The sequence below is a fragment of the Croceivirga thetidis genome (genome assembly GCF_012272815.1).
Lineage (GTDB): Bacteria > Bacteroidota > Bacteroidia > Flavobacteriales > Flavobacteriaceae > Croceivirga > Croceivirga thetidis.
In genome coordinates this window covers 807,075-819,943 of sequence record NZ_JAAWWL010000001.1, presented here as the reverse complement: position 1 = coordinate 819,943, position 12,869 = coordinate 807,075, and the positions used below count along the sequence as shown (strand labels likewise).

General features: G+C 37.2%; 12 protein-coding genes. 8 read left to right on the top strand and 4 right to left on the bottom strand.

Translation table 11 applies throughout. From position 1 onward, the window contains the following. The first annotated feature begins 99 nt into the window (after positions 1-99). From HCU67_RS03680 to HCU67_RS03665, 4 genes are all read left to right on the top strand, one after another. Complete coding sequence (locus HCU67_RS03680) at positions 100-840, top strand: TerB family tellurite resistance protein (RefSeq protein ID WP_168551229.1); 741 nt, start codon at positions 100-102, stop codon at positions 838-840. A 12-nt stretch (positions 841-852) separates the two neighbouring features. Continuing rightward, positions 853-1,437, top strand: a complete 585-nt coding sequence (locus HCU67_RS03675) for a HupE/UreJ family protein (RefSeq protein WP_168551228.1) — start codon at positions 853-855, stop codon at positions 1,435-1,437. A 75-nt stretch (positions 1,438-1,512) separates the two neighbouring features. Then, entirely contained in the window at positions 1,513-1,950 is a 438-nt protein-coding gene (locus tag HCU67_RS03670; protein ID WP_168551227.1) for a deoxycytidylate deaminase, read from the top strand. A 15-nt stretch (positions 1,951-1,965) separates the two neighbouring features. Then, positions 1,966-3,579, top strand: coding sequence for a S41 family peptidase (locus tag HCU67_RS03665; RefSeq protein ID WP_168551226.1), 1,614 nt, complete (start codon positions 1,966-1,968; stop codon positions 3,577-3,579). Here the strand turns inward: HCU67_RS03665 and HCU67_RS03660 are convergent. After that, on the bottom strand, positions 3,576-3,779 hold the full coding sequence (locus HCU67_RS03660; protein WP_168551225.1) for a hypothetical protein: 204 nt from the start codon (positions 3,777-3,779) through the stop codon (positions 3,576-3,578). The two genes, HCU67_RS03665 and HCU67_RS03660, sit on opposite strands and share 4 nt — an antisense overlap. Before the next feature lie 10 nt (positions 3,780-3,789). Further along, positions 3,790-4,368 carry a MarC family protein gene (locus HCU67_RS03655; protein ID WP_168551224.1) on the bottom strand — a complete coding sequence of 193 codons (579 nt, stop codon included), beginning with the start codon at positions 4,366-4,368 and terminating at the stop codon, positions 3,790-3,792. A gap of 246 nt (positions 4,369-4,614) precedes the next feature. Here HCU67_RS03655 and HCU67_RS03650 point away from each other — a divergent pair, with 246 nt between their 5' ends. Together HCU67_RS03650 and HCU67_RS03645 are read left to right on the top strand one after the other, a co-directional pair. Continuing rightward, the gene (locus HCU67_RS03650) at positions 4,615-4,974 is read left to right on the top strand and encodes a hypothetical protein (protein WP_168551223.1); all 360 of its coding nucleotides are present in this window, start codon (positions 4,615-4,617) and stop codon (positions 4,972-4,974) included. A 47-nt stretch (positions 4,975-5,021) separates the two neighbouring features. Then, positions 5,022-5,591 (top strand): DUF3109 family protein, encoded by a 570-nt coding sequence (locus HCU67_RS03645; protein WP_168551222.1) that lies wholly within the window; start codon positions 5,022-5,024, stop codon positions 5,589-5,591. Here the strand turns inward: HCU67_RS03645 and HCU67_RS03640 are convergent. Next, on the bottom strand, positions 5,581-7,551 hold the full coding sequence (locus HCU67_RS03640; protein WP_168551221.1) for a tetratricopeptide repeat protein: 1,971 nt from the start codon (positions 7,549-7,551) through the stop codon (positions 5,581-5,583). The two genes, HCU67_RS03645 and HCU67_RS03640, sit on opposite strands and share 11 nt — an antisense overlap. Positions 7,552-7,563: 12 nt before the next feature. Further along, on the bottom strand, positions 7,564-8,298 hold the full coding sequence (locus HCU67_RS03635; protein WP_168551220.1) for a LytR/AlgR family response regulator transcription factor: 735 nt from the start codon (positions 8,296-8,298) through the stop codon (positions 7,564-7,566). Positions 8,299-9,047: 749 nt separating this feature from the next. On the opposite strand from HCU67_RS03635, the gene HCU67_RS03630 reads away from it, so the two are divergent. Both HCU67_RS03630 and HCU67_RS03625 read left to right on the top strand, forming a co-directional pair. Beyond that, positions 9,048-10,031: a ribonucleotide-diphosphate reductase subunit beta gene (locus tag HCU67_RS03630; RefSeq protein WP_168551219.1), complete on the top strand. Its 984-nt coding sequence runs from the start codon at positions 9,048-9,050 to the stop codon at positions 10,029-10,031. 122 nt (positions 10,032-10,153) lie between these two features. Beyond that, positions 10,154-12,631, top strand: a complete 2,478-nt coding sequence (locus HCU67_RS03625) for a ribonucleoside-diphosphate reductase subunit alpha (RefSeq protein WP_168551218.1) — start codon at positions 10,154-10,156, stop codon at positions 12,629-12,631. The last annotated feature ends 238 nt before the right edge of the window (positions 12,632-12,869 follow it).

Below are 12,869 nucleotides of genomic sequence, written 5' to 3'. Positions count from 1 at the left end.
TAGAATTCAAAGATATGGGTTTTGTCGTATTTTTTGAAGTGAACTTAAGATAGCGGTTCAAAAGGAGAACGTATCTTTAGCCTTTAATATTTGAAAGAAATGATAAAATGGTTGGCGGCAATCATTGGGTTTTCAATCCGGGGCTTTTTTGGGGCAGTTTTAGGCTTTTTTGTTGGCAGTGCCCTTGACAATCTGTTTCAAGGAAATCGTGGCGGCGCCCAAACAATTTTTCAAGATTTGACCCGTCAGCAGGTGACCCCTGCAGATTTTGAACTGAATTTACTATCACTCTGTTCAATTGTTATTAAAGCCGATGGGCAAGTAAGTCAAAGGGAGCTCGATTATGTAAGGCAATATTTTGTAGCTACTTATGGTAAGGAACGGGCCAATTCAATATTTCGAACCTTTAACGAGGTTATCAAAAAAAGAGAGATATCTGCGCAACGAATATGTCAATATTTGAATCAACGTACACGATATGAAGTACGTCTTCAACTTTTACATTTCTTATTTGGTATTGCCCAGGCTGATGGGCAGGTTAGTCAGGCTGAAATAAATAAGTTAAATGAGCTGGCAGGATTTTTTAGGATTGGAAGCCGAGATTTCAGCAGTATAAAGGCCATGTTTTTTAAAGATGCCGACCAGGCTTACAAAATCCTTGAAATACAAAAATCGGCATCAAACGACGAAGTGAAAAAAGCCTATCGGCAAATGGCAAAAAAATACCATCCGGATAGGGTTGTTACTGAGAACGAAGCAATTAAAAAAGGTGCCGAAGAAAAATTCAAAGAGGTGCAAAAGGCCTATGAGACAATTCAAAAGGAAAGGGGAATTAACTAAAAGGAATAACAAATGAATGATTTCTGGTTTTATATCAAATTAGGATTTGAGCATGTTCTCGATTTGGGGGCTTACGACCATATCTTATTTCTCGCAGCATTGGCTGTTCCATTTACTTTTAAAAGCTGGAAAAGTGTACTTGTACTCGCCACTATTTTTACCATTGCGCATTGTACTTCTTTGGCATTATCTGCATTTGGTTTGGTCAATGTAGATGTTTCTTGGATAGAATTTCTCATACCGGTAACGATTGCGCTTACCGCAATCTTCAATTTATATCAATTAAAAGGGAACAAGACAACCTCAAGTCTTGGATTCCATGGTATTGCAACCGCCTTTTTCGGATTAGTTCACGGTTTCGGCTTCTCCAATTACTTTAATATGCTCATGGCTGAGGAAGAGAATAAACTTGGCCCACTTTTAGGTTTCGCGACCGGTATTGAGTTTTCACAGGTAGTAATAGTGCTGTTGGTGTTGTGTATTGCCTTTTTGTTTTTGGATGTATTAAAAGTAAAACAGAAAGTTTTCATTGCCGCGGCGTCTATGTTGATTGTGCTTATTACAATACCAATGCTTATTGAAACGTTCCCTCTATAACACCTTCGTTAATTTTTCTGAAATATGGTTGTAGGTGTCTGCTATTGCAGGTATCTTTAAGATTCAACGCTGTTTATGGGCGAAAGCAAACAAGAAAAGTACGATAAAGCATATTTGAGGATGGCCACTGAGTGGGCAAAGTTATCCTATTGCAAACGAAAGCAGGTGGGTGCAATAATTGTAAAAGAGCGAATGATTATTTCAGATGGTTACAATGGCACTCCGACTGGGTTTGAAAATTTTTGTGAAGATGACGAAGGGTACACCAAATGGTATGTCCTCCATGCAGAAGCAAATGCTATCTTAAAGGTTGCAGGATCAACGCAATCATGTCAAGGAGCGACTTTATATATAACGCTCTCTCCCTGTAGGGAATGTAGCAAACTTATTCACCAAGCCGGTATTAAAAGACTCGTTTACAAAACGGCATATAAAGACACTTCCGGCTTGGATTTTTTAGAACGTGCTGGAGTACAAATAGAACATATTCCAATTACTGAAGAATTGGCTTGACCCAAATTTTACACTATGAAAAAGTATGGATATCTCTTTCCTACCATATTGGCACTGGCTATAGCCATTGGCATTTTCATTGGCGGTAAACTCCACTTTAGTGATACACCGGAAAAATTGTTTTCTACCAATTCAAAAAAAGATAAACTCAATAGGCTCATTGACTACATTGATTATGAATATGTTGATGAGGTGGATACAGATAGCATCGTTGATGTAACCGTTAACAACATCTTGGATAAGCTAGATCCGCACTCAGTTTATATTCCAAAGAGTGAAATGCAAGATGTTGCTGAAAGTATGAAAGGGGATTTTGTGGGAATCGGAATTCAATTTCGAAGAGTTGGTGATACCATAACTGTACTTAGGGCGATAAAAAACGGACCTAGCGATAAAAAAGGAATAAAGGCAGGAGACAGAATATTGATGGCCAATGGTGACACCTTATTCGGTAAGCGGCTCTCAAGTCAAGAATTGGTTGATAAGCTTAAGGGGAAGATAGGTACCAAAGTCAAACTTAAAGTTCTAAGGCAAACTGAGAACCGAACCTTCGATGTAAGTCTAACACGAGATGTAGTACCAATCCGAAGTGTTGTTGCCAATTTCATGCTTACTGAGGATATAGCTTATATAAAAATTAATCGATTCGCTGAATCGACGTTTAAAGAATTTAAAAATGCGCTTTGGAATCTTCAAAATAAGGGTGCTCGAAAATTGGTTTTGGATTTAAGGGATAATCCTGGTGGTTATCTTGGAATAGCCGAAAAGCTTGCAGACGAATTTTTAGAAGATGGGAAATTGATTTTGTTTACCAAAAACAAAAAGGGAAGGATTAAAAAAGCCTTTGCAACCAAAAAAGGGTCATTCGAAAACAAACCGATTTATGTACTTATAAATGAGCGCTCTGCTTCGGCAAGTGAAATAATAGCCGGTGCATTGCAGGACAATGACCTCGGTACAATTGTCGGAAGACGTTCGTTTGGCAAAGGTCTGGTTCAGCGCGAAATGGAACTTGGTGATGGGTCAGCAGTACGTCTAACTGTTTCAAGGTATTATACCCCCACTGGCCGTTCGATACAAAAATCCTATGAAAATGGCCATGAAGACTATTATCAAAAGTTCATGCAGCGCTATAAAAGCGGGGAACTGATTTCGATGGACAGCATCAAGGTAGTGGATTCCTTGAAATTTAGAACTCCTAAAGGCAAAATCGTTTATGGTGGAGGTGGAATAATTCCAGATGAATTTGTGCCAATCGGTACACTTGACGAAGAACGAGTTGAAAGCATGGATTCCTCGGGTTACTTCCCTGATTTTGTTTTCAGATTTCTAGAAAAGGACCGTTCAAGATTTTATAAATATCCTATGAAAGAGTTTATCACCAATTACAGGGTAGACGATATCATATTTGAACGTTTTATCGACTATTGCGCAGATCGCAACATACGGATGGACTTCTACGGTCAAGAGAAAAAAGTGAAGAGTTATCTTAAAGCCAATATAGCCACACAATTATACGACCCCAATCTTGGAGCTAAAATTAAAAGTGCCCATGATGCAATGCTGGAACGAGTTAAAGAGTTGGATAGTTTAAAAACCCTTGAAGAAGATAATATTGATGCTATCTAGCCCTTTTTTACCTTTTCTTGAATACGTTTTGAGGTCCAAAAAATCATAATTAACACCAAGGCACAAAGAGATGCCAAAATTCCGATGCAAGCTATCAGGCTGTTGCCTTCAAGAATATTGTCAAAGTTAAGTCTAGTGGCATTGTAAGCTCCCAAAGCGAAGGCGATTACTAATAAAACGATATAAAAAGTCTTGCTCATTTTTTAGAATTTAACTATTAAACAAAGCGTTGATATTCTCGGCGAATAATTTAACTGCAATCGCCATTAAAATTACGCCGAAAACCTTTCGAATTACACCAAGTCCACTTTTTCCCAATACTTTTTCAATTCTACTGGATGACTTTAACACAACATAAACGAAAATGGTGTTCACTATAATCGCTACAATTATATTTTCAACATGGTATTCCGCCCGTAATGATAAAATCGAAGTTAGTGTTCCAGCCCCTGCAATTAGTGGAAAGGCAATGGGAACAATTGACGCTGTTTCAGGTTCATCATCTCTGTAAAGGGAAATGCCAAGAATCATTTCAATTGCTAGAAAGAAAATGATGAGTGCACCTGCAACGGCAAACGAATTCACATCAATTCCTATTAACTTTAAGATACTTTCGCCCACAAAAAGGAAAGCTACCATTATACAAGCTGCTACAATTGATGCCTTTTCTGATTGTATGTGACCTACTTTACTTCGCAACGAAATGATGATTGGGATACTACCCAAAATATCTATAACCGCAAATAGAATCATACTTGCCGTGGCAATTTCTTTTAGGTTGAAATTCATATCACTTCCAAATTTTCGGCAAATGTATTTGGTTTTAAAGATAGATTAGGGGTGTTGGCAAGAATAAATTTTAAAATTTAAAACCCATTCATCGATGGATATTTGAATTTCATCGCAGGAACTTTACCAATAGTCTACTTCAAATTAGTTGAAGAGTGCATTTTGAAGAGACAATCTTGTATTTGACCTTGTTTTAAGGCACTTGAATGGGTTGAGAATACTTTTACCTTACCAAAGAGTGTTCAAATGGAGATTAAGATAAGATTATTCATAGTGTTGGTTTTTACATGCTTTTGTATTTCTGCTCAAACAGCGAAAGAGAAGAGAGATAGCTCAATTAGCAAATCAAGGTCTAAGCATTTGGTTGAGCGTTTTGAAAAAACGGTGGTACAACCGAAACTGGAGATTAAGGAGAAAATTCGAAAAAGCAAAGCAAGAAGACAGGCGATACTTTGGTATATTGATAATTCCGGATTAAAGGAAAATCAAAAGAACAAACTTCGAAAAGCTTTGGACAAGCAGTCTAAATCCAGTTTCTTAATAGATTTTATTGTCAAGAATGAAGAGGGGATAAATCAATTCGTAGAAGAGACAACAGACTCTTAACATATTTCTGCACAAATCAAAGTAATTTTACACTTTGATATAATGTAATGTTTCAAATAGGACAGACCCTTATTTCCGAAGAAATTTTAGAGAACGATTTTGTTTGCAATTTGAATGCATGTAAAGGCGCTTGTTGTGTTGATGGGGAATCGGGAGCACCATTGACGGAAAAAGAAACCAAGATAATAAGCGAGGTTTATGAAGATGCCAAACCGTTTCTTCGAAAGGAAGGTATTGAAGCTATTGAAAAAAACGGTGCATTTGTAAAAGGGTCTGATGGAGAATGGGAAACCACTCTTGTAAACAACAATGAATGTGCTTATGTCGTGTTCGATAAGGGTATCGCCAAATGTGGATTGGAACAAGCTTATAATGCCGGAGCCACAGAATGGAAAAAACCCATTTCGTGTCACCTTTATCCCGTTAGGGTAAAAGAATACTCCGAATTCTCAGCGGTAAATTATCATAAATGGACTATTTGTGACACCGCATGTCAGCTGGGCGAAGAACTACAAGTTCCTATCTATAAATTCGTAAAGGAAGCTTTGATTCGAAAATTTGGTGCCGATTGGTATAAAGAATTGGAAGATGTAGCCAGTGAATATGCTAAATCGTAGGTATTCTTAAAATCACCTCCGTACCTGCAGGCTTGTTGCCATGATCATAAAGGTCAATGATGGATACGTCGAAATCATTTTGAAAGTCTTTTGAGAAATTGGCCAGACGTTCCTTAGTTATGTCAATACCAACCGATTTTCTTTTTAAAACCCTTTTTTCTTTTGCAATTTCCGATGCTGCCCTGCCAACCCCATTGTCTTTGATGCTGATTTTTAAATGGTAATCATCATCCTTTGAAACTTGAACAAGTAGATTTTTATCTCCTTCTTTTGATGAAAGACCGTGCCAGATGGCATTCTCTAAAAATGGTTGAAGAACCAATGAAGGAATTTTTATACGTTCTACATCAATATTATTATCAACCTTTATTTGAAAATTAATTTCCTCTGAAAATCGAATATTTTCTATGTTCAAATAAAGATCAACCGTCTCCAATTCCTCTTCCAATGATATTTCTTTCATTGAAGATCCTTCAAGAATTTTCCGAACCAATTTTGAGAATTTATTCAAATAATGAACCGCCTTCTTTTGATCATTATTTATAATGTAAAGTTTGATGGAATTTAAAGAGTTAAAAAGAAAATGCGGATTCATTTGACTGCGCAGCATATTCTGTTCCAAAGAGAGTACTTTTTTCTCATTATTGGATTTATACTGCCGGTACATAACAAATAAAATGGTACTTACCAGTGCAATCATTAAAATGCCTATCAGTATTCTTGTTTGATTTCTTCTAAGGCGCAACTTTATAAGCTCGGTTTCGTTTGCAAGACTGGCTATTTCGGTATCTTTTTTTTCCGATTCATATTTTTCAATTACATCATGGATATAACTTCGATTTTGAACATTGGTTATTTGTTCTTTGACTTCGTAAGATGCTTGCAAAAAGTCTCTGGAATCCTTGAAATTACCTTTTCGCGCTTCGAGTTCTGACAAACGTCTTAGAGTCAAGGTCTCCATATTCGGCAGCTGACTTTTTCTCGTTACGGTTAAACTGCTGTCAAGGTATTTTTTTGCAATATCGAAATCCCCTGTTTGGGTGTGGGCCCAACCAAAGTTGCTCAAAACCCAAGTATTTATGAAATCATCTCCATTTTTGGCCATTAAATCAGATAGGGACTCCAAAATTTCAAGAGCTGGCCTCGGAGAATCTTGCTTTAAGTATATCTGCGCGATACTAGTTTTACAAATTAGTAGGCCATAGTCAGAATTGATTTCTTCATTATAAGCCAACGACTTTCTATAATAATCCAGAGCCTGTTTTAAATCACCTTTTTGCTCCAGACAATCTCCAATGTTTTGATTGTTTATGGCCATTCCCAGCTTGTTGTTTAAATCGGTTTCAAGCTGTAAGGCCTTTTTAAATTGTTCAATCGCTAAATCATATTGTTCAAGAGTCTGGTAGAGATTTCCAATGCTATTGTAGGCAATATTGATATGTCTTTTTAGGTGACGGGTAGGCTCTTTTTCAGACTCTGCTAAACGTAGGGCTTCTTGATTATTATCTAATGCAGACTTAATGGCGTCCATACGTCTGTAGGCAACGCCCATTAAATTATGGCTTAGAACTTTCAGTTCAACATTGTCTACCTGTTCTGCTAAACGTAAGGCTCTTCTATGTAGTTCAATTGCACGATTATACTGTGAAAGATTTCTGAATTTTGTTCCTAGCTGATTTAGCGCGAATGATTGTCCTTCAGGATAATCAGTCTCGATACTTCTTTTTACAAATGCGTTCATTAAAACAGTATCGTACCGAAACGGTTTGAGCTCATCATAAAATGCCTGATATGATGTAGGTTTAAGTTCAATTAAGCGCTGAACAGAAGAAGTGAACTCAGGTGGGGCTTCTTGAGCCAGTCCTTTTGTTGTAAATAGTAGACTAGAAACCAACCCAAGTTGGGTGATATATTTTAAAATGTTTCTAGAAAAGTTAGTTAGTGTGGTCTTTGGGAACATTCATGCTAAGGCTTAAAGCAAATCTAAGAAATCAGATTTCTTTTGTCTCGATACTGGAATTTTGTGGCCGCTTTTAAGAATTACATAGCCATCTGTTTTTAAAAATTCTTTGATTTTACCCAAGTTGACAACAAAAGAATTGTGAATTCTAAAAAAGTTATCCGATGGGAGCATGACGTTTACTTCTTTCAGTTTTTTAGTTAGTACGAGTTTTTGACCGTCTTCTAAATAAATAGTGCTGTAGTTGCCGTCAGATTCTGCATACAGAATTTCATCACTCTCTAAAAACAATAGTTTCCCATCTGTATTTATGGTGATTTTTTTATTTATGGAACGGGCATTAAAATTTAGAAGAATGCTCTCTAATCTTTCAGCCGTTAGATTTTTAGAGTTGAATTTTTTGATTTTGGCTATGGTGTCATGTAAATCGTCGGTATCGATTGGTTTCAACAAATAATCTACCGCTTCATTTTTAAGTGCTTTGAGTGCGTACTGATTATAGGCTGTGGTTATAACAACAGGAAAATTCTTGTTTTTTAAACTCCGAATGAATTGAAAACCATCCATTATGGGCATTTCAATATCAAGAAACAAACAATCTGGAGTATTGATATTAAGATAATCCAGTGCCTTATTGGCATCGGTAAAAGAAGCTACAACCTTTACTTCGTCGCTAAGATTTGTCAATTCCCAACTTAAACTTTCTAAGGCTTTTGCTTCGTCATCCACTAATACAGCTTCAAGCATAGTCAAATTTGTTGAACTTTAAAAGTAGGTTTATTTCTTCTTTTGGGTGCTGTTTTTTGTGCCGATTGCTGCAAACGCGGTACAAATGGTTGCTAAAGCTGTAAATAGTGCAAATTGAACAAAAAAGTGGTCATTTCCATTTATACAAGATTTTCTTCCATTTATACAATGTGGATTCATGAGGGTTGGTTTTAAATTAATTTCGAATCCGTAACCAAACAAGCACCCCATGAAAAAATGTATTATCATGTTTTTGCTCACACTTGTAGTTGTAATTGTTGCAGCTTCAGTTGAAAACAATAGTAACATTGAGACAGAAACAGTAGCAATAAAATAGCTGAAAAGTAAATGTGCGGCCGGCCAACATGCTAAAAGTATGTATATGCAAAATAGTTTAAGTCACCAATTTTTGTGATGGCCAATAAGTTGAGTCGGGTTTCGGGGGAACTACCCAACTAACTAAGCTGAATAATTAAGGTGACAAGGCCGCACTTGTTATTTCAAAAGACCGTCGTTATGCGAGGGTCTTTTTTTGTTGAAGGGTATTTTTAAGGTTCGTTTTTTTCTTTTTTCCATGAGCCTACTGTTATTCACTTATGAACCTACATTTCAACGATCCGTGTTAAAAACTTTGGAATTGTTTAGCTAAAACAAACTTTACAATTTGGTTACAAATTTGAATCTTTGTTAGTCCCTGCCGTAAGGTAATTTTCAATCCATATTTAATAATTTTTTTAATCAAGAATACTATGTCTGCCGTCGAGCCTATCTTACAAGAAAATGAAGACCGATTTGTAATTTTTCCCATTCAACATCATGACCTTTGGGAATGGTACAAGAAATGTGAGGCCTGTTTTTGGACAGCAGAAGAAATAGACTTACACCAAGACCTTACGGATTGGAATAACAAGCTTAGTGACGATGAGCGTTATTTCGTTAAACATATTCTTGCATTCTTTGCAGCTTCCGATGGAATTGTAAATGAAAATCTAGCTGAGAATTTTGTAAATGAGGTTCAATATTCAGAAGCAAAATTTTTCTACGGTTTTCAGATTATGATGGAGAATATTCATTCTGAAACCTATTCCCTTTTGATTGACACCTATGTTAAGGATGAGAAAGAAAAAGGTGTGTTGTTCAAGGCTATTGAAAACTTTCCGGCAATAAAGAAAAAGGCGGATTGGGCATTGAAGTGGATTGAGTCACCAAGTTTTGCGGAACGTTTAATTGCTTTTGCAGCCGTTGAGGGAATCTTTTTCTCAGGTGCTTTCTGTTCAATTTTCTGGTTGAAGAAAAGAGGATTGATGCCTGGATTGACATTTTCCAATGAGCTGATTTCAAGAGATGAAGGCATGCATTGTGACTATGCGGTTCATTTGCATAACAAACATTTAATAAATAAAGTGCCCAAAGAACGAATCACCGATATTATTGTTGATGCCCTTAATATTGAACGTGAATTTATCACAGAGTCATTACCAGTTAGTTTGATTGGTATGAATGCAAAATTGATGACACAATATTTAGAGTTTGTAACTGACAGATTACTGGTAGAACTTGAATGTGAAAAAGTGTACAATGCAACAAATCCATTTGATTTTATGGATATGATATCGCTTCAAGGCAAAACGAACTTCTTCGAAAAAAGAGTTTCGGAATATCAGAAGGCTGGTGTATTGAACAAAGAAAAAGATAGCGATTCGCAAAAAATCAGCTTTGATGCGGACTTCTAAATAAGTCGGTAGAATTATACCCCCGTAGCCCCACGGGGTTTTTTACCACCTTAACCGAAAGTGTTAAAAAATTAACAGTGTTGTGCTGTAAGCAAAAGCCAAAAATCATTAAATAGTAAAGCATGTTTGTAGTAAAAAGAGATGGCCGCAAAGAGCCCATCATGTTCGACAAAATCACGGCAAGGGTTCGTAAACTTTGTTACGGATTGAACAATCTGGTTGACCCCGTCAAAGTAGCAATGCGGGTTATTGAAGGGTTGTATGATGGAGTGACCACCTCTGAATTGGATAATCTTGCTGCTGAGATAGCTGCGACAATGACAACAACGCATCCAGACTATGCCAAACTTGCAGCACGAATTTCTGTCTCAAACCTGCATAAGAATACTAAAAAGTCGTTTTCAGAAACCATGAAAGATTTACATGAATATGTAAATCCGCGAACTGGTAAGAAAGCCCCTTTGATTGCTGATGAAGTAATGGAGGTCATCGAAAAGAATGCAGACAAGCTTGATTCAACAATCATATACAATCGTGATTTTGGCTACGATTTCTTTGGTTTTAAAACATTGGAGAGGTCTTATCTCTTAAAAATAAACGGAAAGATAGCAGAGCGCCCTCAGCATATGCTAATGCGTGTTTCAATTGGGATTCATTTGAATGATTTGGAATCGGCTATTGAGACTTATGAGTTAATGTCTAAAAAGTACTTTACGCATGCTACCCCGACATTATTCAATTCAGGAACGCCAAAACCACAGATGAGCTCATGCTTTCTGTTGACAATGAAAGATGATAGTATCGATGGTATTTATGATACCTTGAAACAGACTGCAAAGATTTCGCAATCTGCTGGAGGAATTGGATTGTCAATACACAATATAAGGGCAACAGGAAGCTATATTGCAGGAACCAATGGAACATCAAATGGTATCGTTCCTATGCTACGTGTATTCAATGACACTGCAAGATATGTTGACCAAGGTGGAGGTAAACGAAAGGGTAGTTTTGCTATTTATGTAGAACCTTGGCATGCCGATATTTACGATTTTCTTGATTTAAAAAAGAATCACGGTAAAGAAGAAATGCGCGCACGTGATTTGTTCTATGCGATGTGGGTGCCTGATTTATTCATGAAGCGTGTAGAGGCTGATGCGGAATGGACGCTGATGTGTCCAAATGAGTGTCCTGGCTTATTTGACTCCCATAGCGAGGAATTTGAAGCGCTGTATACCAAGTACGAATCTGAAGGTAAAGGTAGAAAAACAGTTAAGGCTCGCGATTTATGGGAGAAAATCTTAGAATCGCAAATAGAAACTGGTACCCCTTATATGTTGTATAAGGATGCAGCAAATAGGAAGAGCAATCAGAAGAATCTAGGAACGATTCGTTCTTCGAATTTGTGTACTGAAATTTTGGAATATACCTCACCAGATGAAGTTGCGGTTTGCAACCTCGCTTCCATTGCATTGCCAATGTTCGTGAAAAATGGTGAATTCAACCATAAAGAATTATTTAAGGTAACAAAACGGGTAACCAAAAATCTAAATAAGGTTATTGACCGCAACTATTATCCTGTCAAAGAGGCTGAAAATTCGAACATGCGCCATCGCCCAGTTGGGCTAGGAGTGCAAGGTCTTGCTGATGCCTTTATAATGTTACGTTTGCCTTTTACCTCTGATGAAGCGAAAAAGCTTAACCAAGAGATTTTTGAAACTTTATATTTTGCTGCCGTTTCTGCCTCGATGGAGGAAGCTAAAACAGATGGTGCTTATTCTTCTTATGAAGGTTCACCTATATCTGAAGGTGATTTCCAGTTTAATCTCTGGGGTATAAAAGATGAAGAGTTATCTGGTAGATGGGACTGGGGAAAGCTCCGTAAAGATGTTCAAAAATACGGGGTTCGTAACTCTTTATTAGTTGCACCTATGCCAACTGCCTCAACCTCTCAGATTTTAGGTAATAACGAATGTTTCGAACCATATACCTCAAATATTTATACCCGAAGGGTACTTTCAGGAGAATTTATAGTCGTAAACAAACATCTACTTGAAGACCTAGTTCGTTTAGGATTGTGGAATGAAGGTTTAAAGCAGGAACTGATGCGTGCCAATGGTTCTATTCAACATATTGAGGGTATTCCTGAAGAGATAAAAGAACTGTACAAAACCGTTTGGGAATTGAGCATGAAGGATATCATAGATATGAGTCGTCATAGAGGATACTTCATTGACCAGAGCCAGTCGCTCAATCTCTTTATGGAAAACGCAAATTATGCCAAGTTGACTTCAATGCATTTTTATGCATGGAAAAGCGGCCTAAAAACAGGTATGTATTACTTACGTACCAAAGCAGCCGTTGACGCCATTAAGTTTACCTTGGATAATACCAAAAAGAAAGAAGTACCTGTTAGTGTTGCTGCAGAGGCTGAAGTTACTGCTGCAGCGCCTAAGGCTGCTGAGAATATTCAAGTTCAGGCAACTCCTGTTGAACAACAAGAAGTTGATATACAGCCGATGACTGAGGCTGAAATGAAAGAATTGATAGCCCGCGCAAAGGAAGGTCAAGCTGATGATGACTGCCTTATGTGTGGTTCTTAAAATTTAAGTGTAATAGTGTTGATCAAATTATTCACCCTGGCATTGCTGTCGGGGTGTTTATTTTTTCAAAGGGAATGAAATGGAATCGTTTGTACGATTGGGTCGTATAAACGTAAGGTAAATAAAACGGGCGGCTAATATCCAAAGCATATTAATCAAATAAGCAGGTTATTATCCAAACGCTCAATTGGGCTAAATAGTTTGAAGGAATAAAAAAATCCACCTCTACGAGGTGGAT

Bases quoted from the DNA above. Each gene is read 5' to 3' on its own strand.
- HCU67_RS03680 (WP_168551229.1), top strand. From the start codon at position 100: ATGATAAAATGGTTGGCGGCAATCATTGGGTTTTCAATCCGGGGCTTT.
- HCU67_RS03675 (WP_168551228.1), top strand. From the start codon at position 853: ATGAATGATTTCTGGTTTTATATCAAATTAGGATTTGAGCATGTTCTC.
- HCU67_RS03670 (WP_168551227.1), top strand. From the start codon at position 1,513: ATGGGCGAAAGCAAACAAGAAAAGTACGATAAAGCATATTTGAGGATG.
- HCU67_RS03665 (WP_168551226.1), top strand. From the start codon at position 1,966: ATGAAAAAGTATGGATATCTCTTTCCTACCATATTGGCACTGGCTATA.
- HCU67_RS03660 (WP_168551225.1), bottom strand. From the start codon at position 3,779: ATGAGCAAGACTTTTTATATCGTTTTATTAGTAATCGCCTTCGCTTTG.
- HCU67_RS03655 (WP_168551224.1), bottom strand. From the start codon at position 4,368: ATGAATTTCAACCTAAAAGAAATTGCCACGGCAAGTATGATTCTATTT.
- HCU67_RS03650 (WP_168551223.1), top strand. From the start codon at position 4,615: ATGGAGATTAAGATAAGATTATTCATAGTGTTGGTTTTTACATGCTTT.
- HCU67_RS03645 (WP_168551222.1), top strand. From the start codon at position 5,022: ATGTTTCAAATAGGACAGACCCTTATTTCCGAAGAAATTTTAGAGAAC.
- HCU67_RS03640 (WP_168551221.1), bottom strand. From the start codon at position 7,551: ATGTTCCCAAAGACCACACTAACTAACTTTTCTAGAAACATTTTAAAA.
- HCU67_RS03635 (WP_168551220.1), bottom strand. From the start codon at position 8,298: ATGCTTGAAGCTGTATTAGTGGATGACGAAGCAAAAGCCTTAGAAAGT.
- HCU67_RS03630 (WP_168551219.1), top strand. From the start codon at position 9,048: ATGTCTGCCGTCGAGCCTATCTTACAAGAAAATGAAGACCGATTTGTA.
- HCU67_RS03625 (WP_168551218.1), top strand. From the start codon at position 10,154: ATGTTTGTAGTAAAAAGAGATGGCCGCAAAGAGCCCATCATGTTCGAC.